This is a genomic window from Mycobacterium colombiense, from assembly GCF_001672755.1.
Lineage (GTDB): Bacteria > Actinomycetota > Actinomycetes > Mycobacteriales > Mycobacteriaceae > Mycobacterium > Mycobacterium colombiense_C.
In genome coordinates this window covers 75988-94274 of record NZ_LZKI01000132.1, presented here as the reverse complement: position 1 = coordinate 94274, position 18287 = coordinate 75988, and the positions used below count along the sequence as shown (strand labels likewise).

The window sequence follows — 18287 nt, the reverse complement described above, 5'->3', positions numbered from 1 at the left end:
GCTACGGCCGCGCAGTGTGTCGCCCGACGGGCGGGCCCGGTGTTACTTGGCCAGCGTGAACTGGTTGACGTCGATGTATCCGGCCCGGAACGCGTCGGCGCAGCCGGTCAGATATCGCATGTAGCGCTGGTAGACCTCTTCGGACTGGATCTCGACGGCCTCGCTGTGGCGCGCCTGCAACGCCTCGGCCCAGCGGTCGAGGGTGCGGGCGTAGTGCAGCCGCAGCGACTGCCTGCGCTTGAGGTTGAACCCCATCTTCGACGCGTGGAACTCCACTATCTCGATCGCCGGCAGCTGACCGCCCGGGAAGATCTCGCTGGCGATGAATTCGTTGAAGCTGGTCTGCTCCTCGGTCATCGGCAGTTCGCGCTCGACGATCTGCTCCGGGGTCAGCATGGTGATGGTGTGCAGCAGCATCACCCCGTCCTCGGGCAGGGTGCGGTAGGCCATCGCGAAGAAGTCGTCGTAGCGGTCGTAGCCAAAGTGCTCGAACGCGCCGATGGAGACGATCCGGTCCGCGTGCTCGTCGAATTCTTCCCAGCCGTGCAGCAGCACCCGCTTGCTGCGTTCGGTGTTCATGCTGTCGAAGAGCTGCTGTACGTGCGCGGCCTGGTGTTCCGACAGGGTCAGGCCGACGACGTTCACGTCGTAGTTTTGCAGCGCGCGGCGCATCGTGCCGCCCCAGCCGCAGCCGATGTCCAGCAGCGTCATGCCCGGCCGCAAACCGAGCTTGCCCAGCGAGAGATCCATCTTGCGCAACTGCGCCTCTTCGAGCGAGATGTCCCGGTTGCGATCCCAGTATGCGCAGCTGTAGGTCATGGTGGGGTCGAGGAACAACCGGAAGAAGTCGTCGGACAGGTCGTAATGGGCCTGTACCTCTTCGAAGTGCGGCGTCAGGTGCTCTGCCACGGCGGATACCCGCCTTTCTGAGTCGGGGCCATTCAGTTGTCCACGAGACGGCCGCTCGATTGGTTCACCACGTCTTCCCGGAAACGTGGCGATCAAACCCGAGCGGCAGCCCGCGCAAACTGGATCGATCCGGCGTCGCATGGCCACCGCGGTGGCGGCCGCCCTCGCAAAAAAAATATCGTGTTTACTTGTGGCCCAAGGTGTTTGGCTGCGTTGGCGCCCGTTTACTCACACTTACCGGAGCTAGACTACGGGCGAACGCGCAATCCCTGCCTGGGAATTCACCCGATCCTACGCCGGTTTATCCGGAAAACAGTCGCTGGAGGGAGCCAGATGGAAGCTTGGGACGCGCTCTGCGCACGTCGCAACGTGCGGGAGTACCAACCGAAGCCGGTACCGGCCGAGGACCTGGACCGCATCGCCGAGGCCGGCTGGCGCGCGCCGTCGGCCAAGAACCGTCAGCCGTGGGACTTCGTCATCGTCACCGACGGTGACCAGCTGGCCGAGCTGTCGACGGTGTGGCGGGGCGCCGGTCACATCGCCGGGGCCGCGGCCGCGATCGCCATCGTGGTCCCGGTGCCACCCGACGAGCGCCGCGTGGTCACCGACAACTACGACGTCGGGCAGGCCACCATGGCGATGATGATCGCCGCCACCGACCTGGGTATCGGCACCGGCCACTCGTCGGTGGGAGACCAGGAAAAGGCGCGCGCGATCCTGGGCGTGCCCGACGAATATCTGGTGGCCTTCCTGCTCGGCGTCGGCTATCCCGCCGATCGCCCGCTCACCCCGATCCGCAAGCCGAACCGGCGGCCGTTCGCCGAGGTCGTGCACCACGGCCGTTGGTGATTCCCACCGCGAAAAACCTTCGGCGACTTGTCGAGTCGTAAGGTGATGGGCGTGCATGACCACCAGGGCGATTACGGGGTCGACGGTTCCTTTCACACCCTCTCGGCGCGCGCGCAGGCGATAGGCATCGGCGCCCAAGCCGCCGCCCTGGCCGTGTTCGCGGGTATCAGCTGGGCGCGCGGCAGGCGGCTTTGGGCGGCGTTGGCCGCCGTGTCCTCCGCCGGGGTCGCGGGTGCGGTGATCCTGTACATGTACGCCACCCGGGCCGGGAAATTCGTTGTCTGGGAACGGGTCCTGCGCGACCTGCGGCTCGCGGGCGACGAAACGGTGCTCGACCTCGGGTGCGGGCGCGGCGCGGTGCTGCTGGCGGCGGCCAAGTGGCTGCCGCGCGGCCGCGCGATCGGCGTCGACCTGTGGCAGGCCGACCAAACCGGCAACTCCGAGCAGGCCACGCTGGCCAACGCGGTGGCCGAACACGTCGCCGACCGCATCGAGTTGCACACCGCCGACATGACCGCGCTGCCGCTGCCCGACGAGAGCGTCGACGTGATCGTGAGCAACCTGGCCATCCACAACATTCCAGGTCACGCCGGCCGGCGCCGCGCGCTCGACGAAGCCGTGCGCGTGCTGCGGCCCGGGGGCCGGCTCGCCATCGCCGACCTGTGGGAGACGCGCCAACACGCCGCCCGGCTGCGCGAACTCGGCTGGCGCGACGTGCGCCGGCGCAACGCCGGCTGGCGGATGTGGTACGGCGGCCCCTGGTTCTCCACGCGCTTGGTCACCGCAACCAAGCCGGAGTGAGATCCGGCGGGCATGCTTGGGGCCATGAACCGAACCGAAATCACCGAACAGGTCGTCATCGCCCGGCTGCGCGAGGGGCTGACGTGGCAACAGCTGGCCGATGCGATCGACCGGCCGCTGTTGTGGACCACGGCGGCGTTGCTCGGCCAGCACCCGATCCCGGTGGAGCAGGCCAAGGTTCTGGCGGAGAAGCTGAAGCTGGACGACGCGGTGGTGCCGGTACTGGCCGCCGCCCCGATGCGCGGCGGCCTGCCCACCGCGGTCCCCACCGACCCCACCATCTACCGCTTCTACGAGGCCCTGCAGGTGTACGGCGGCGCACTCAAGGAGGTGATCGCCGAACAGTTCGGCGACGGCATCATGAGCGCCATCAACTTCAGCCTCGACGTCCAGCGCAAGCCGCACCCGTCCGGCGACCGGGTCGTGGTGACGTTCGACGGGAAATTCCTCCCCTATCAGTGGGTCGAGGCGCAGGACTGACGAGAGGCCGCCAAAGTGGCGTGACGGCACGGCGCGCGCGTGCCAGACTGGCACGCGAGGAGGCGAAGGGAACGCGGTGGCGGCCCGTGGCGGCCACCGCGTTCGCCGCTTCAGTTCATCAAGACTTGTGGGGAAAGCTCTTTGAGCATCGCGTTGGCCCAGCGCATCTGGCGCAGCGTCGCGGGGTGACAGCGCGACGTCAGGCTCAGCAGTTCGGAATCCTTCGCGGCCTGCGCGCCCTGGGCCAGCAGCTCCCAATCCAGCGAGACGCCCGCCGAGAGCCGGTGCAGCCGGCGCAGGTCGGCCAGCAGCGCCAGGCCCGGCTCAGGGCGGTGCCGCAGCAGGCCGCTCATCCGCGACTGCACGAAACCGGTGATCGCGGTGGTGCGCGGGTCGGCGGACAGGCGCAGGCCGTAGTGGCGGCCGTGCCGCGCCAGCTCGCCGACGTGCTCCTGCGACCAGCGGGCCATGTCGCGGGCGAGGTGATGGATGTCCTGGTCGCTGTGGTGGCGCGCGGCCACCACGTTGAACTCGTGCGCCAGCTTGCGTTCGGAGCGGTGCAGCTCGCGGATCGCCAACTTCAGCTTCATGGCCGTCCTCCCGTGGCGACGACCTCGGTGACGCCGGCCAACTCGCCGCCCACCGTCGCGGGCACCGGCCCGTTGAATGGTGCCGCGGTGGTCGGCGCCTGCCCGTTCCGGTCCGGCGGCCTCACGCCGACCTTGCGCAGCCGGGCGGCGGCCGTCTTGTAGATCGGCTGCTTGGAGACCGGATCCCAATCGGTCAGCGTCATTTCGTTGCCGGCCCGGTGATGGGTCTTGCCGTCGGTGTCCCAGTAGCCGTAGTGGAAGGGAACGAACAGCACGCCCTCGCGGATGCCGCAGATGCGCGCGGCGCACGCGACACGGCCGCGCGGCGTTTGCACCTCGACGAGATCGCCCTCGCCGATTCCCAGCCGCTTGGCGTCGCGTTCGGACACTTCGACCCACACCTCGGGGGCGGCCTGCTGAAGTTGCTGCGCCCGAGCGGTTTTGGTGCGGGTGTGGAAATGGTAGACGGTGCGACCGGTGATCAACGCGAACGGAAATTCGGAGCTGGGCCGCTCGTGCGGGGGCACGTATTCGGCCGCCTTGATGACGGCCTTGCCGAAGGGGTTCATCGAGCGGTACTCGTCGGGCTGCAATGGCGCGCCGGTGATCAGGTCCTTGCCGTATGCCTCACAGTAGTCGGGGGTCGACCAGAACTTCGCGTCGGCGTAGAGCCGTTCGGTTCCGTCGGGATGCTCTGCGTTGCAAGGCCATTGGATGCCGCTGCCGCCCCGCAGCTTGTCATAGGTCAGGCCCGTGTAGTCGCACGGGCGGCCCGCGGTGCACTTCTTCCACGCCTCGAACGCCGACTCGGCATCCGTCCAGGGCGGGAACGGTTGGCCGTCGGAGTCGCGGAAGTCCATCCGTCGCGCGTAGTCCAGGAAGATGTCGAGGTCGGATCGCGCGGAACCCGGTGGCTCCACGGCCTTTTCGGACAGGTGCACGGTGCGGTCGGCGTTGGTGAAGACACCGGTCTTCTCCGCCCACGCCGCGGCGGGCAGCACCACGTCGGCCAGCGCGGCCGTCTCGGTCATGAAGATGTCCTGGACGATGAGGAACAGTCGTTCCTGCGACAGGATGTCGCGGATCCGCCGCAACTCCGGCAGTGACACCGCGGGATTGGTGGCGGTGACCCACAGCATCCGCAGCGTTCCCTCCTCGGCGTAGCGGAACATCTGCATGGCGTGCGTCGGCGGGCCGTAGTGCGGGATCTGCAGCAGGTCCAGGTTCCACAATTCCGCCAGCTCGGCGACGTGGGAGTCGTTGGACCAGTTGCGGAAGCCGGCCAGGTCCCCGTTGGCGCCGCACTCGCGGGTGTTCTGCGCGGTCGGCTGCCCGTTCATCTGCAGCACCCCGCAGCCCGGCTTGCCCAGCATGCCGCGCACCAGGTGAATGTTGTTGACCTGCACGGCCGCCGCGGTGGCCTGGTGGGACTGGTAGAAGCCCTGCAGGACCGTGGACATCAGGCGTTCGGCCGTGCCCAGCAGCCGTGCCGCGCGGCGGATGTCGTCGGCCGCCACACCGCAGATCTCGGCGACCCGCTCGGGCGGGAACTCCTCGACCCGGCCGCGTAGTTCGTCGACACCGACTGTGTGCGAGTCGATGTAGTCCCGGTCGATCCAGCCGTGGGCGATGATCTGGTGCAATAGGCCGTTCATCAACGCGACGTTGGTGCCCGGCTGCGGCGCCAGGTGAACGGTCGCGTGCCGGGCCACCGGCGTGCGCCGCGGGTCGACGCAGATGATCGCCGGTGGCGATTCGCCGGCCAGCCGGTCCAGCATCCGCGCCCACAGCACCGTCTGCGTCTCGGCGACGTTGTGCCCGAACAACGCGATGACGTCGGCGTGGTCGACATCGGTGTAGGACCCCGGCTGCCCGTCGCAGCCGAACGATTCCTTGAGCGCCTCGGCCGCCGTCGCCGTGCACAGCCGGGTGTTGCCGTCGACGTGGTTGGTGCCGATCGCCCCGTGCGCGATGGCCCCCTGGGTGTAGTACTCCTCGGCGAACAGCTGGCCGGAGGTGTAGAAACCGATCGAGCTGGGGCCGTAGCCGTCGAGTAAGTCCTTGGTGTGGTCCACGATTCGTTGCATCGCGGTATCCCAGTCGCACGGCTTCAGCTTGCCGCGGTCCCGGATCATCGGTGTGGTGAGCCGGTCAGCCGAGGCGTTGGCCTGCCAGCCGTACAGATCCTTCGGATCGAGCCGCCCGTGGTTGACCCGGTCGACGGCGCGCCCGCGCACCCCCACGATCCGCCCGTCCTTGACGGCGATGTCCAGGCCGTCGCCGTTGGAGTGCAACACCGCGGCCGATTGCACCCAGCGATCCACCGACTCGGCGGTGACCCCGTCGGCCAGGTAGGTGTCGACCCGTTCCGGCCACCGCGTGCCGGGTCCGTAGGGAGTCCGCGTTCCCCAGGGATCCGCGATGCGATCTATGGCCATGCCGGTGACTTCCCCGGCAGCGGCCGGCGAAACCGGCTGGGGCGGACGCCCTCAGCGGCTCACACCCCGAATTCGGCTTCGATCCCGTCGATGCCGGCGCGGATGGCCGCCAGGCCGTCCGCCCGGGTGCGCAACTTGGTGGCGGCGTGCGCGTGCTGATGCAGGCCGGCGAATTCCCGCGCGGCCTCTACGGCGCGGTCGACCACCACCTCCGGCAGCACGATCTCGTCGATAAAGCCTGCGGCGAGCGCGGTTTCACCGAAGAAGGTCTTGGCCAGGCCACCGGCCTGCTGGTAGGCCGACGGTGTCAAGCGCAGCTTCATGATCTCGCACGCGGCATAGGGGATCACCATGCCGATCGCGACCTCGTTGGCCTGGATGTTGTAGGCGTGCGCGGCCACCCGGTGATCGCCCGCCGACAACAGGAACGCCCCCATCGCGATGGCGTGGCCGGTGCAGGCCATCACCACCGGCTTGGGAAACGACAACAGGCGATACGCCAGCTCGAACCCGCCGCGCAGCATGTCGATCGCGGGCTGCACCTCCCCGGAGGTCAGGATCTTCAGGTCGAAGCCGCCGCTGAACACCCGGTCGTTGCCGGTGATCACCAGCGCCCCGGCGTTGTCCGCCTCGGCCGTGTCGATCGCGTCGTTCAGGGCCTGCTGCATGGTGGGGCCCAGCGCATTCACCTTGCCGTCGTCCATCTTGATGACGGCGATGGAGTCCTTGATGCTGTAGTGGACCGGGGCGTTCATCGGTTGCTCCTTGCCGTCAGGCGGGCTGGCTGTGGTGTTTGCCCAGTTCGTCTTCGGCGTTACTCCAGCGCAGGCTCACATCGGTGGGTTCGTCGAGTTGGCGGGTGCGCCATCTGTCTTGGGTTTCCCGTACCGCGGCGTTGATCCGTTCGATCTCGCTGCGGAACACCTCGGGGCGGGTTTCCTTGCTGGCGTAGTGGAAATAGGTCAGCAGGCCGCGCAGCAGCTCCAGCTTCTCCTTCTCCCGCTTCGCCAGATCATGGGTGGTCATCAACTCGATGCGCTGGACGGGCGGCAGGGCGTCCCAGTCCAGCACGACGTCGTTGTGCAGCGGCGAGCGCTCCCGCTCCCAGAACCGCCGGCCCTGCGAATGGTTGGGCCGGTCGTAGTAGGTCAGGGCGCCGGTGAAGCGGGATTCGATGCCGCTGCCGATCTCGGCGCGGTCGAGCGCGGAATCCCACACCATGCGCCACTCCTGGCCGGGCGCCAGCATCGGCAGCTCGCGGGGGAGCCGCAGTTCGATGACGTCGGCGTAGCCGTCGGTGGCGTTCTCGTATTCGGCCACCGTGGGGGGATTGACGAAGGAGAACCCGATGTCGTAGGCCGCGGTGCGGCCGAAGTTCCGGACGACGAGTTCGATCACGTGCCAGTCGGCGGAATGCGGCTCCATGAACATCGCGACCTGGGGGCGCGTCTGCTCGGCCGCGGCGCGGCGATTGCGGTTGATCTGGCTGTTGGTGAAGATCAGCGTGACGATCGCCAGGACGATTGCCGCCCACGCTGCCCACGCTATCCAGGTGCTGGACCCGACGTGCGTGACATCATGCCAGCTGTCCTGGATCCAACCCATGGAATCCACCCTCCGCTTATATCACAGGGGCGGCCGCCGAATGGTCGTGACCGAGCGATCCTGGGAAGCTCAGCCGCCCATCAGCATCCGCCATTGACCAAGGTCCGAGGCCCGGTACACGTAGTTGGAACGCTTGACCTCCGAGAGCGAGGCGCTGGGCTCCGCCGAATACCAGTGGCCCGGAAAAACCGTCGGGTCACCGGGCAGGGTCGCGAGCCGCTGCAGGCTGCGGTACATCTCGTCGGAGTCCCCGCCGGGGAAATCGGTGCGCCCGCAGCCCTCCAGGAACAGCGTGTCGCCGGCGACGAGACGGCCGTCGAGCAGAAAGCACTGGCTGCCCGGCGTGTGGCCCGGGGTGTGCAGCAACTCGATCTCGATGTCGCCGATGCTGACCTTGTCATGGTTCTCGTGGGGGGTCAGATCGCCCAGGCCTATCCCGGTGACCCGCGAAACCCACAGTGCCTCATGGGTGTTGACGTGCACCGGCACCGGTGCCCGCTCCAGCAGTTCGGCAAGGCCGGCCAGCGCGAACCCCATCATCGATCCACCCACGTGGTCGGGGTGGTGGTGGGTCACCAGCACCCCGGACAGGTGCATGCCGTCGGCCTCGAGCGCGTCGAGCAGATCGCCTGCGGCATAGGCCGGGTCGACGACCACGCAGTCACCGGTTTGCCGATCGCCGATCAGGTAGGCGAAGTTGCGCATCTGCGTCGCGATCATGTCGCCGGCAGCGAAGTCGCGACCGGAGAGCAGTTGACGAAAGTACAGCCGGTCCTCGGGCACGTGACCAGACTAGGACCCCGCGCGGCACCGCCGTTTCGGGCCCGGCTCGGCCGCTATCCGGTGGGCACCGTCGGCGCATGAGGAAGAAGGTGGCAACCGCACCGGCGGTGGAGCTCCGCAATACCCGTGGTTTGGTTCCGCTGCGAGCCAGGCTGTACCCTCTTTTAGGCCCGCGCGGACTGCTCGCTTCGGGTGAACGGCCCCCTTAGCTCAGTCGGTAGAGCGTTTCCATGGTAAGGAAAAGGTCAACGGTTCGATTCCGTTAGGGGGCTCGGCGGACGCCGAGCAGGCGTGGCGGCCCCGACCCCAAAAGGGGTGGCCAGAGGCGATGTAGCTCAGTCGGTTAGAGCGAACGACTCATAATCGTTAGGTCGCCGGTTCGAGTCCGGCCATCGCTACAACACAACAGCACAGCTTTTTTGAAGGAATCGAGAGAGAACCGTCATGGCTTCCAGTACCGACGTACGGCCGAAGATCACCTTGGCATGCGAGGTGTGCAAGCACCGTAACTACATCACCAAGAAAAACCGCCGGAACGACCCGGACCGGCTGGAGCTGAAGAAGTTCTGCCCCAACTGCGGTAAGCACCAGGCGCATCGGGAGACACGCTAGCGGTCACCCGCGGGCGTTTAATCCGATTGACTAGGTAGTTTAAGAACCGTGCCGTTAACCGAAGACATCGTGGGGATGCACTACCGCTACCCCGATCATTACGAGGTGGAGCGGGAGAAGATCCGCGAGCACGCGACGGCCGTGCAGAACGACGACGCCTGGTTCTTCGAGGAGAAGGCGGCGGCCGAACTCGGCTACAAGGGACTGCTCGCCCCGCTGACGTTCGTCTGCGTGTTCGGCTACCAGGCGCAGACTGCCTTCTTCAAGTACGCCAACATCGCCGTCCACGACGCCCAGATCGTTCAGGTCGACCAGGTGCTGAAGTACTTCGCCCCGCTCGTCGCCGGGGACAAGCTCTACTGCGACGTTTACGTGGACTCGGTGCGGGTGTCGCACGGCACCCAGATCATCGTCACCAAGAATGTCATCACCAACGAAGCCGGTGACGTCGTGCAAGAGACCTACACGACCCTGGCGGGCCGTGCCGGCGAGGATGGAGAAGAGGGATTTACTGATGCCACTGCGTGAGTTCAGCTCCGTGAAGGTGGGTGACCTGCTTCCGGAGAAGACCTACCCGCTGACCCGACAGGATCTGGTGAATTACGCGGGCGTCTCTGGCGACTTGAATCCGATCCACTGGGACGACGAGATGGCCAAGGTCGTCGGTCTGGACACCGCGATCGCGCACGGCATGCTGACCATGGGCATCGGCGGCGGCTACGTCACCGCGTGGATCGGTGACCCGGGTGCCGTGACCGAGTACAACGTGCGGTTCACCGCCGTGGTGCCGGTGCCCAACGACGGGAAGGGCGCCGAACTGGTCTTCAACGGCCGGGTCAAGTCCGCCGATCCCGAGACCAAGTCCGTGACCATCGCGCTCACGGCCACCACCGGCGGCAAGAAGATCTTCGGCAGGGCCATCGCGTCCGCAATACTCGCATAGCCGATGGCGCTCAAAACAGACATCAGGGGGATGATCTGGCGCTACCCGGACTACTTTGTTGTAGGGCGGGAACAACTGCGCCAGTTCGCACTGTCCATCAAGAACCGGCACCCGGCCCACTTCGAGGAAGACGCTGCCGCCGACCTCGGTCATGACGCGATCGTCGCGCCGCTGACCTTCGGGACGATTTTCGCCAAGCTGGTCCAGCTGGACTTCTTCCGGCACGTCGACATCGGCATGGAGACGCTGGTGATCGTCCAGGTCGACCAGCGGTTCGTGTTCTCCAAGCCGATCAAGGCCGGCGACAAGCTGTGGGCGCGGATGGAGATCCAATCGGTGGACGAGCGTTTCGGTGCCGACATCGTGGTCACCAAGAACATCTGCACCAACGATCGAGGTGAGGTGGTCCTGGAGGCCTACACCACGCTGATGAGTCAGTACGCCGACAACTCCGCGAACCTGCGCTGGGACCCGGAGTCCGGCCAGGTCGTCAGAACGGCGTAATTAGTATCTGACTCGCGCGTCGATGTACACTCGGTCCTCGGGGTTTTCCCAGCATTAGCGCGCTTTCCGTGAGTCGAGCAATCGGAAGGCGCGCGTGTCATGTAGGCCCCGGTAGGTAAGCGCAGGTTGGCCTGCCAACCGCGAAGGGGCGTAGCTCAACTGGCAGAGCAGCGGTCTCCAAAACCGCAGGTTGCAGGTTCAAGTCCTGTCGCCCCTGCTAATGGCGAACGTCCTGGCATGGTGGACACTGGAAGAAAGTTCCCACCACAGGCGGGACGGTTCGCGAAGTACGAGCAAACAAAGGAGCATGCGGTGAGCGACGAAGGCGACGTTGCCAACGACGCCGCAAGCGACGGCACTGACAAAGAGGACGGCCGCGCGAGCGGCGGTCGGACGGCGGTGGTGACGCGGCCACAGCGCCCCACGGGCAAGCGTTCCCGGCAGCGGGCCGCCGAGGCCGGCGAAGACGCCGAGTCGGCGGACGACGTCGAGGCCGCGGCGCCGGAGAAGACCAAGAAGGGCGCCAAAGCCAAGAAGGCCGCAAAGACCAGGGTCGGCGACCATCGGGCCAACCCCTTCGTGTTCGTCTACAACTACCTCAAGCAGGTCGTTGCAGAGATGCGGAAGGTCATCTGGCCCAACCGCAAGCAGATGCTCACTTACACCTCCGTTGTGCTGGCTTTCCTGGCCTTCATGGTGGCGCTGGTCGGCCTGGCGGATTTCGGCCTGACCAAGCTGGTGCTCTTGGTGTTCGGCTGAGCGAGTGACAGAGAGGACTCAAACCGTGACTACCTTCGACGGTGACCCGTCCGCGGGTGAAGCGGTCGACGTGGACGAAGCCGCGCAGGCGCAGGCCACGGACACCTCTGCGGCCACTGAGGTCACCGAGGCGACTGCGGACGAGGCCGCCGACGAGACGACCGAGGCCGCCGAGGCGCCCGACGAGTCGGCCGAAGAGGCCGACCCGGCCGCCACGCTCAAGGCGGAGCTGCGCAGCAAGCCCGGCGACTGGTATGTCATCCACTCCTACGCGGGATACGAGAACAAGGTCAAAGCCAACCTCGAAACCCGTGTGCAGAACCTCGACGTCGGTGACTACATCTTCCAGGTGGAGGTGCCCACCGAAGAGGTCACCGAGATCAAGAACGGTCAGCGCAAGCAGGTCAATCGCAAGGTGCTGCCCGGCTACATCCTGGTGCGCATGGACCTGACCGACGACTCGTGGGCCGCGGTGCGCAACACCCCGGGCGTCACCGGGTTCGTCGGGGCGACCTCACGTCCGTCGGCGCTGACGCTCGACGACGTGGTGAAGTTCCTGCTGCCGCGCGGCGCGACGAAGAAGGCCGCCAAGGGTGCGGCCACCACGGCCGCCGCCGCCGAGGTCGGCGGGCTGGAACGCCCGGCCATCGAGGTCGACTACGAGGTCGGCGAATCGGTGACGGTCATGGACGGCCCGTTCGCGACGCTGCCGGCCACCATCAGCGAGGTCAACGGCGAACAGCAGAAGCTCAAGGTGCTGGTGTCGATCTTCGGCCGCGAAACCCCGGTCGAATTGACCTTCAGCCAAGTCTCCAAGCTCTAAACCGGCGCATACGCCCGGCGTAAACCAGGAAGGAACAGCACAATCTCATGGCCCCGAAGAAGAAAGTCGTCGGGCTGATCAAGCTTCAGATCCAGGCGGGGCAGGCCAACCCGGCGCCGCCGGTCGGGCCCGCGCTCGGTCAGCATGGTGTCAACATCATGGAGTTCTGCAAGGCATACAACGCTGCCACGGAGAACCAGCGCGGCCAGGTCATCCCGGTGGAGATCACGGTCTACGAGGACCGCAGCTTCACCTTCGCGCTCAAGACCCCGCCCGCCGCCAAGCTGCTGCTCAAGGCCGCCGGCGTGGGCAAGGGATCGGCCGAGCCGCACAAGACCAAGGTCGCCAAGGTCAGCTGGGACCAGGTCAAGGAGATCGCCGAGACCAAGAAGGCCGACCTGAACGCCAACGACATCGACGCAGCCGCCAAGATCATCGCCGGCACCGCCCGGTCGATGGGTATCACCGTCGAGTAATAACCGCCAAAGACCGTGGGAGGGCTGGCTTCGGCCCGAGTTAACCACGACCCAACACCAGATTGGATTAATCAATGAGCAAGAACAGCAAGGCATACCGCGCCGCCGCCGAGAAGGTGGACCGCGACAACCTCTACTCCCCGCTGGAGGCGGCCAAGCTCGCCAAGGAGACGTCGTCGAGCAAGCAGGACTCCACCGTCGAGGTGGCGATCCGGCTCGGCGTCGACCCGCGCAAGGCCGACCAGATGGTCCGCGGCACGGTCAACCTTCCGCACGGCACCGGCAAGACCGCCCGCGTCGCGGTGTTCGCGGTCGGCGACAAGGCCGAGCAGGCCCAGGCCGCCGGCGCCGACATCGTCGGTAGCGACGACCTGATCGAGAAGATCCAGGGCGGCTGGCTGGAATTCGACGCCGCGATCGCGACCCCGGACCAGATGGCCAAGGTCGGTCGCATCGCCCGCGTGCTCGGTCCCCGCGGCCTGATGCCGAACCCCAAGACCGGCACCGTGACCCCCGACGTCGCCAAGGCCGTGGCCGACATCAAGGGCGGCAAGATCAACTTCCGGGTGGACAAGCAGGCCAACCTGCACTTCGTCATCGGCAAGGCCTCGTTCGACGAGAAGGCCCTGGCCGAGAACTACGGCGCCGCGCTGGACGAGGTGCTGCGGCTCAAGCCGTCCGCCTCCAAGGGTCGCTACCTGCGCAAGATCGTGGTCTCGACGACCACCGGACCGGGCATCCCGGTCGACCCGGCCGTCACCCGCAACTTCTCCGAGTCCTAACCCCCGCACTCGACGATGCGCCGCCGCAGAAACGCGCGGCCGGGGTCGGATCCATTGGCCTGGAACGCCTCTCGATACCAGGGCAGCGCATCGGCGGGTCTGCCCGCGCGCCGCAGCAGGTCGGCGCGCACGGTCGCGACGAGGTTGGACCGGGTCAGCCGCGGATCGTGGGCCACCTTCTCCAGGGCGGCCAGGCCGGCGTCGGGCCCGTCGCGAAACCCGATCGCCAGCGCCCGGTTGGCGGCCACCACCGGCGAGCCGGTCAATCCGAACAGCCGGTCGTAGGCGGCGCAGATGGTCACCCAGTCGGTCCGCTCCCAGGACGGTGCCGTGGCATGCAGCGCGGCGATCACGGCCTGGGGCAGGTAGGCGCCCGTCGAGCCCTGGGCGCGACGCAACCGCTCGAGCCCGCGTGAAATGCGCCCCCGGTCCCATCGGCGCCGGTCCTGGTCCTCCAGCGGCACCAGCATTCCCGTGTCGTCCACCCGGGTCGCGCGCCGCGAATCGTGCAGCAGCATCAGGGCGGACAGCGCGTGCGCCTCGGGCTCGTCGGGCAGCAGCGCGCACAGCTCGGCGCCCAGCCGGATCCCTTCGTCGCACAGGTCGTCGCGGATGGCCGACGGACCGGCTGTCGACCAGTAGCCCTCGGTGAAGACCGAATACACGCAACCGAACACGTGCGGCGTGCGCTCGGGCAGCAACTCGGCCGGCGGCACCCGCAGCGGGATGTTGGCGTGCCGAATCTTGTTCTTGGCGCGCGTGATTCGCTGACCGACGGCCGCCTCGGTCTGCAGGAGCGCCCGAGCGATCTCGCCGACGGTCAGACCGGACACCAACCGCAGCGTCAGGGCCAACTGGGATTGCCGGTCCAGAGCCGGGTGGGCGCAGGTGAACATCATCCGCAACTCGTCGTCGCGTACCGGATGCGGATCGGTGCGATCGGTGCGCGCCCTGATGTCGTCCACGTTGCTTCTCCAAGCCGCCAATTCCTTTCCGGGGCGCACCGATTCGCGGCGTAGCCGGTCCCGGGCGCGGTTGCGGCCGACGGTCACCAGCCAGCCGCCCGGGCTTTCGGGCACGCCGTCGCGCGGCCAGGTGCGCAGCGCTTCGGCGCAGGCCTCCTGGACGGCGTCCTCGGCGACGGTGAGGTCACCCGACCACCGCGCGAGCGCGGCCACGGCGGGGGCCCATTCCCGGCGGAAGACGCCGTCCAGGTCGGCCATTCGCTACAGGCTGGAGATGCCCGCCAGTTGGCGCACCTGCACGGTCGAGGCGGGGATCATCGACGCGATCTTGATCGCCTCGTCGCGGTCGGTGGCGCCCAGCAGGTAGATCCCGGTCGCGATCTCGGCGCCCTCGACATAGGGCCCGTCCGTGATGAGGACCTCGCCATCGCGCACCCGCACGGTCGTCGCCGTGGAACGGTCGTGCAACGCGGCACCGCCCAGCACGTGATCACCGGCGGCGGCGTGCAGATCCGCGTGCTTGGCGGCGACCGCCTCCCACTCGGGGGTGCCCGGCGTGTGCGCGGTGGCGGGGGGTTCCAGCAGGAGCGCGAGCCAGTCGTTGCCGGTCAGGTTGCGCGCCGGCTCGATCGACTGGACCACCGGCCACAGCTCCACCGCCCCGAACGCGGCGATCGGGACGTCACGCGCCAGTGCGAGGGCCTCGTCCAGGTTGTCCGCTTCGAAGACGTAGTAGCCGCACGCCACCTCGGCGGTCTCGGCGAAGGGGCCGTCGGTGACGGTCGGCGCGTCCGGGCCGCCGTTGATCACCGCCGCGGCCGCCGCGGGGGCCAGCGCGTCACCGGCCTTGATCGCCGATGCGGCCTTGGCGTGGAAGTTCTCCCAGGCCGCCATCGCGGTGGCGGCATCGTCGGGCGTACGGTCCTGTTCCTTGCTGATCAACAAGGCGAAGTACTGCATGTTCGTCACCTCCGGTAGTGAGCGAAGCCGTGTGCTCCACTCTCTACCTACTCGACGAACCGCGCAGCGCCAATCCGACGGGCGGCGCGAAAATAAGGCCGACTAGTTCGAGGCGCCCGGCTTGAGGTAGGTCACCAAGCTGACGTCGAGCATCTCGTCGCCGAAGTAGTGCTCGCAGCCGCGCAGGTACTTGATGTAGCGGTTGTAGACCTCTTCGGAGGTGACCTCGATGGCCTTCTCCCGGTTCGACTCGAGTGTGTCGCCCCAGATGTGCAGCGTCTTGATGTAGTGCGGCCGCAGCGAAAGCGGCTCGGGCACAATAAATCCCGCCTTCTCGCCGTGATCGACCATCATCTGGGTGGACGGCAGCCGGCCGCCCGGGAAGATCTCGGTGACGATGAACTTGATGAACCGCGCCGTCTCGAAGCTCAGCTTCTTGCCGCGGGCGGCCAGGTCGTACGGGTGGTAGCTGACGCTGCTCTGAACGGTCATCCGGCCGTCGTCGGGCATGATGTCGAAGGTCCGCTTGAAGAAATCGTCATAGTTCTCGTGACCGAAGTGCTCGAAGGCCTCGATCGACACGATGCGGTCGACGGGCTCGTTGAAGTCCTCCCAGTTCTGCAGGCGGACCTGGCGGGAGCGGCCGGTGTCCGTGGAATCGAGCAGCGCCTGGGCGCGGGCGTGCTGGTTCTTGGACAGCGTCAGGCCGATGACGTTGACGTCGAACCGCTCGACGGCGCGCTTCATCGTGGTGCCCCACCCGCAGCCGATGTCGAGCAGGGTCATGCCCGGCTTGAGGTCCAGCTTGTCCAGGTTGAGGTCGATCTTGGCGTACTGGGCCTCTTCCAGGCTCATGTCGTCGCGCTCGAAGTAGGCGCAGCTGTAGATCCGCGAGGGGTCCTGGAACAGGCCGAAGAAGTCGTCGGAAACGTCGTAATGCGCCTGGATGTCCTCCGAACGCGTCCGCGTCTTCGTCGGGCTAGTCGGTTGCTCAGCCATGTTCGTCCTGTTCTCCTCCGATGAGGTTCACTTCCTACAACCCGCGCACGCATCGGAGGGGTCGCGTTTGACCAGCAACGATACCCAACGTCGAGGCGTATTTTCGAAAAGGGTACGGGTGCGCGTCGCGGGCCCGACCGCGGATACGGAGTCTACTTTTGCAGGGTGGACTGGTTCGCGTCCACCCAGCCCGGGCGCTACTTGGTGAGCGTGTACTGCGCGACGTTGGAGATGCCCTTGCGGAAGAGCTCCGCGCAGCCGGTCAGATAGCGCATGAAGCGGTCGTAGACCTCTTCGGACTGGATGGCGATGGCGCGTTCACGATTGGCCGCGAGATTGGCCGCCCAGGAGTCCAGCGTCCGCGCATAATGCGGCTGCAGATATTGCGTGTGCTCGAGCGAGAATCCGCTGGCCCGGGAATTGTCGACGATATCGGGTTCGCCGCACATGTTCCCGCCGGGGAAGATTTCCTTGCCGAGGAAGCGCAAAAATCGCAGATCCGACATCGTGATCGTGATGCCGTGCTCGTGCCAGTAGTTCTGCGGATGCGTGAAAATGCTGTGCATCAACATTCGACTGCCTTCGGGAAGGGTCTTGTAGGCCCAATCCCAGAACGCGGGCCAGCGTTCTTTTTTGAATGCGTCGAACGCCTCGAAGCTGATGATCCGATCGACCTGCTCGTCGAACTCTTCCCAGCCCTGCAACCGAGCCTCGGTGCGCCGCTTCGTCGGGATCGCATCCAGCCTCGCCTTGGTGCGCGCGTAGTGGTTGCGGCTCAGCGTGATCCCGATGACGTCCACGTCGTATTTTTCGGCCGCGCGGACTACGGCGCCGCCCCAGCCGCAGCCGACGTCCAGCACCGTCATTCCCGGCTCGAGTTGCATCTTGTCCAGCGCCAGATCGATCTTGGCCAGCTGGGCCTCTTCCAGACTCATGTCGTCGTTCTTGTAGTAGGCGCAGGTGTACACCATGTTCGGATCGAGGAACAGCGCGAAGAAGTCGTCCGAAATGTCGTAGGTCGCCTGCGACTCTTCGTAATATGGCTTCAGCTTGGCCAATTGAGACACCCACCCTTCTCTGCCAACCGTACAGCCCTGCGACATGGACGGAAAATCACGGGGATGCGTTTCTACCGAGTGTTTTTGGCTAGCTGGCCCTGCTGAAGTTTTTCGTCAGCACGCCGATCACCTGATCCCACAACTGCTGTGGAAGATCATGACCCATTCCGTCGAATGTCACCAATCGGGCTCCGTCGATGGCCCGCGCGACGGCGCGCCCCCCGAACGGGCGCATCAGCTTGTCGGCGCGGCCGTGGATCACCACGGTCGGTGCGGTGGTCTCACGGTTGTAGCGGCGCAGGCTGCCGCTGCCCAGCACGGCGCCGAAATGCCGCGCGACGCCCTGGGGGTAGTAGTTGCGGTCGTAGCCCTCGGCGGCCTCGGCGCGGGCCTGCTCCTCGGGCACCCGATAGCGCGGGCTGCCGATGATGTTGCCGACGCGCACCGCGTTGTCGATGATCACCTCGCGCGGCGAGTCCGGCGCCGGGCCCTTGAGAAGTGCCAGCAGCGCGCGCGGGGCCGGCGGCGGCAGCAGTGCCGAATTGTTGCTGGAGAAGATGACCGCCAGAGTCCTGGTCCGCTTGCGGAATCGCGCGGCGAAGATCTGCGCGATCATGCCGCCCATCGACGCGCCCACGATGTGCGCGTCCTCGATGCCCAGATGATCCAGCACGGCGGCGGCGTCGTCGGCCATGTCTTCGAGCCGGTACGCCGAGTGGCTGGGCAGACCCAGCCAGGACCGCAGCAGCCTGATCACCAGTGGCTGCCCCGAGCTGCGGTGCTGCGTCTTGCTGGACAGGCCGACGTCGCGGTTGTCGTAGCGGATGACGCGCAGACCGTGGCCGACCAGCTTTTCGCAGAACGCGACCCGCCACAGCAGCAGCTGGGCTCCCAGCCCCATGATCAGCAGGACGGGCGGGTCGTCGATGTCGCCCATGTCCTCGTAGTACA

General features: G+C 66.7%; 21 protein-coding genes, 3 tRNA genes and 1 pseudogene. 14 read left to right on the top strand and 11 right to left on the bottom strand.

The genetic code is table 11. From position 1 onward, the window contains the following. Window positions 1-42: 42 nt before the first annotated feature. Window positions 43-909 (bottom strand): cyclopropane mycolic acid synthase family methyltransferase, encoded by an 867-nt coding sequence (locus tag A5708_RS18405; protein WP_065029983.1) that lies wholly within the window; start codon window positions 907-909, stop codon window positions 43-45. 333 nt (window positions 910-1242) lie between these two features. On the opposite strand from A5708_RS18405, the gene A5708_RS18400 reads away from it, so the two are divergent. Genes A5708_RS18400 through cynS form a run of 3 tightly spaced genes read left to right on the top strand, consistent with a single transcriptional unit; the run spans window position 1243 to window position 3039 of the window. Continuing rightward, window positions 1243-1758, top strand: a complete 516-nt coding sequence (locus A5708_RS18400; protein ID WP_065029982.1) for a nitroreductase family protein — start codon at window positions 1243-1245, stop codon at window positions 1756-1758. A gap of 51 nt (window positions 1759-1809) precedes the next feature. Further along, complete coding sequence (locus A5708_RS18395; protein WP_065030069.1) at window positions 1810-2559, top strand: class I SAM-dependent methyltransferase; 750 nt, start codon at window positions 1810-1812, stop codon at window positions 2557-2559. A 12-nt stretch (window positions 2560-2571) separates the two neighbouring features. Further along, window positions 2572-3039, top strand: a complete 468-nt coding sequence (gene cynS / locus A5708_RS18390) for a cyanase (protein ID WP_065029981.1) — start codon at window positions 2572-2574, stop codon at window positions 3037-3039. Window positions 3040-3149: 110 nt separating this feature from the next. On the opposite strand, the gene A5708_RS18385 is transcribed toward cynS, so the two are convergent. The 5 genes and pseudogenes from A5708_RS18385 to A5708_RS18365 form a co-directional block, all read right to left on the bottom strand. Continuing rightward, window positions 3150-3629 carry a hypothetical protein gene (locus A5708_RS18385; protein WP_065029980.1) on the bottom strand — a complete coding sequence of 160 codons (480 nt, stop codon included), beginning with the start codon at window positions 3627-3629 and terminating at the stop codon, window positions 3150-3152. Then, on the bottom strand, window positions 3626-6067 hold the full coding sequence (locus A5708_RS18380) for a molybdopterin oxidoreductase family protein (RefSeq protein WP_065029979.1): 2442 nt from the start codon (window positions 6065-6067) through the stop codon (window positions 3626-3628). The genes A5708_RS18385 and A5708_RS18380 overlap by 4 nt, the downstream gene beginning before the upstream one ends. 59 nt (window positions 6068-6126) lie before the next feature. Next, entirely contained in the window at window positions 6127-6822 is a 696-nt protein-coding gene (locus A5708_RS18375; RefSeq protein WP_065029978.1) for a crotonase/enoyl-CoA hydratase family protein, read from the bottom strand. Beyond that, window positions 6819-7672 (bottom strand): annotated as a pseudogene (locus A5708_RS18370) (hypothetical protein). Before A5708_RS18370 ends, A5708_RS18375 begins: the two are co-directional and overlap by 4 nt. 69 nt (window positions 7673-7741) lie before the next feature. Beyond that, the gene (locus A5708_RS18365) at window positions 7742-8455 is read right to left on the bottom strand and encodes an MBL fold metallo-hydrolase (RefSeq protein WP_065029977.1); all 714 of its coding nucleotides are present in this window, start codon (window positions 8453-8455) and stop codon (window positions 7742-7744) included. A gap of 199 nt (window positions 8456-8654) precedes the next feature. Here A5708_RS18365 and A5708_RS18360 point away from each other — a divergent pair. The 11 genes from A5708_RS18360 (at window position 8655) to rplA (ending at window position 13354) form a co-directional block, all read left to right on the top strand. Then, a tRNA-Thr gene (locus A5708_RS18360) sits at window positions 8655-8727 on the top strand. 52 nt (window positions 8728-8779) lie between these two features. Beyond that, window positions 8780-8853: transfer RNA gene (locus A5708_RS18355), tRNA-Met, on the top strand. A gap of 46 nt (window positions 8854-8899) precedes the next feature. After that, entirely contained in the window at window positions 8900-9067 is a 168-nt protein-coding gene (rpmG, locus tag A5708_RS18350) for a 50S ribosomal protein L33 (RefSeq protein WP_003898538.1), read from the top strand. 48 nt (window positions 9068-9115) lie between these two features. After that, the gene (gene hadA, locus A5708_RS18345; protein ID WP_065029976.1) at window positions 9116-9595 is read left to right on the top strand and encodes a (3R)-hydroxyacyl-ACP dehydratase subunit HadA; all 480 of its coding nucleotides are present in this window, start codon (window positions 9116-9118) and stop codon (window positions 9593-9595) included. Beyond that, entirely contained in the window at window positions 9582-10010 is a 429-nt protein-coding gene (gene hadB, locus A5708_RS18340; protein ID WP_065029975.1) for a (3R)-hydroxyacyl-ACP dehydratase subunit HadB, read from the top strand. The genes hadA and hadB overlap by 14 nt, the downstream gene beginning before the upstream one ends. A 3-nt stretch (window positions 10011-10013) precedes the next feature. Then, entirely contained in the window at window positions 10014-10514 is a 501-nt protein-coding gene (hadC, locus tag A5708_RS18335) for a (3R)-hydroxyacyl-ACP dehydratase subunit HadC (protein ID WP_065029974.1), read from the top strand. 144 nt (window positions 10515-10658) lie between these two features. Then, a tRNA-Trp gene (locus tag A5708_RS18330) sits at window positions 10659-10731 on the top strand. Window positions 10732-10826: 95 nt separating this feature from the next. After that, complete coding sequence (gene secE / locus A5708_RS18325) at window positions 10827-11273, top strand: preprotein translocase subunit SecE (protein ID WP_065029973.1); 447 nt, start codon at window positions 10827-10829, stop codon at window positions 11271-11273. Window positions 11274-11298: 25 nt separating this feature from the next. After that, window positions 11299-12096 (top strand): transcription termination/antitermination protein NusG, encoded by a 798-nt coding sequence (gene nusG, locus A5708_RS18320; protein ID WP_065029972.1) that lies wholly within the window; start codon window positions 11299-11301, stop codon window positions 12094-12096. 47 nt (window positions 12097-12143) lie between these two features. Further along, on the top strand, window positions 12144-12572 hold the full coding sequence (gene rplK / locus A5708_RS18315; protein ID WP_007767860.1) for a 50S ribosomal protein L11: 429 nt from the start codon (window positions 12144-12146) through the stop codon (window positions 12570-12572). 74 nt (window positions 12573-12646) lie between these two features. After that, the gene (gene rplA / locus A5708_RS18310; protein WP_064951092.1) at window positions 12647-13354 is read left to right on the top strand and encodes a 50S ribosomal protein L1; all 708 of its coding nucleotides are present in this window, start codon (window positions 12647-12649) and stop codon (window positions 13352-13354) included. Here the strand turns inward: rplA and A5708_RS18305 are convergent. From A5708_RS18305 to A5708_RS18285, 5 genes are all read right to left on the bottom strand, one after another. After that, entirely contained in the window at window positions 13351-14577 is a 1227-nt protein-coding gene (locus A5708_RS18305) for an RNA polymerase sigma factor (protein WP_065029971.1), read from the bottom strand. The genes rplA and A5708_RS18305 overlap by 4 nt on opposite strands. 3 nt (window positions 14578-14580) lie before the next feature. Further along, window positions 14581-15279 (bottom strand): YciI family protein, encoded by a 699-nt coding sequence (locus tag A5708_RS18300; protein ID WP_065030067.1) that lies wholly within the window; start codon window positions 15277-15279, stop codon window positions 14581-14583. Window positions 15280-15381: 102 nt separating this feature from the next. Beyond that, window positions 15382-16278 (bottom strand): hydroxymycolate synthase MmaA4, encoded by an 897-nt coding sequence (gene mmaA4 / locus A5708_RS18295; RefSeq protein ID WP_065029970.1) that lies wholly within the window; start codon window positions 16276-16278, stop codon window positions 15382-15384. A gap of 197 nt (window positions 16279-16475) precedes the next feature. Next, the gene (locus A5708_RS18290) at window positions 16476-17336 is read right to left on the bottom strand and encodes a cyclopropane mycolic acid synthase family methyltransferase (RefSeq protein ID WP_065029969.1); all 861 of its coding nucleotides are present in this window, start codon (window positions 17334-17336) and stop codon (window positions 16476-16478) included. An 88-nt stretch (window positions 17337-17424) separates the two neighbouring features. Beyond that, window positions 17425-18273 (bottom strand): alpha/beta fold hydrolase, encoded by an 849-nt coding sequence (locus tag A5708_RS18285; protein WP_419538337.1) that lies wholly within the window; start codon window positions 18271-18273, stop codon window positions 17425-17427. Window positions 18274-18287 lie beyond the last annotated feature (14 nt).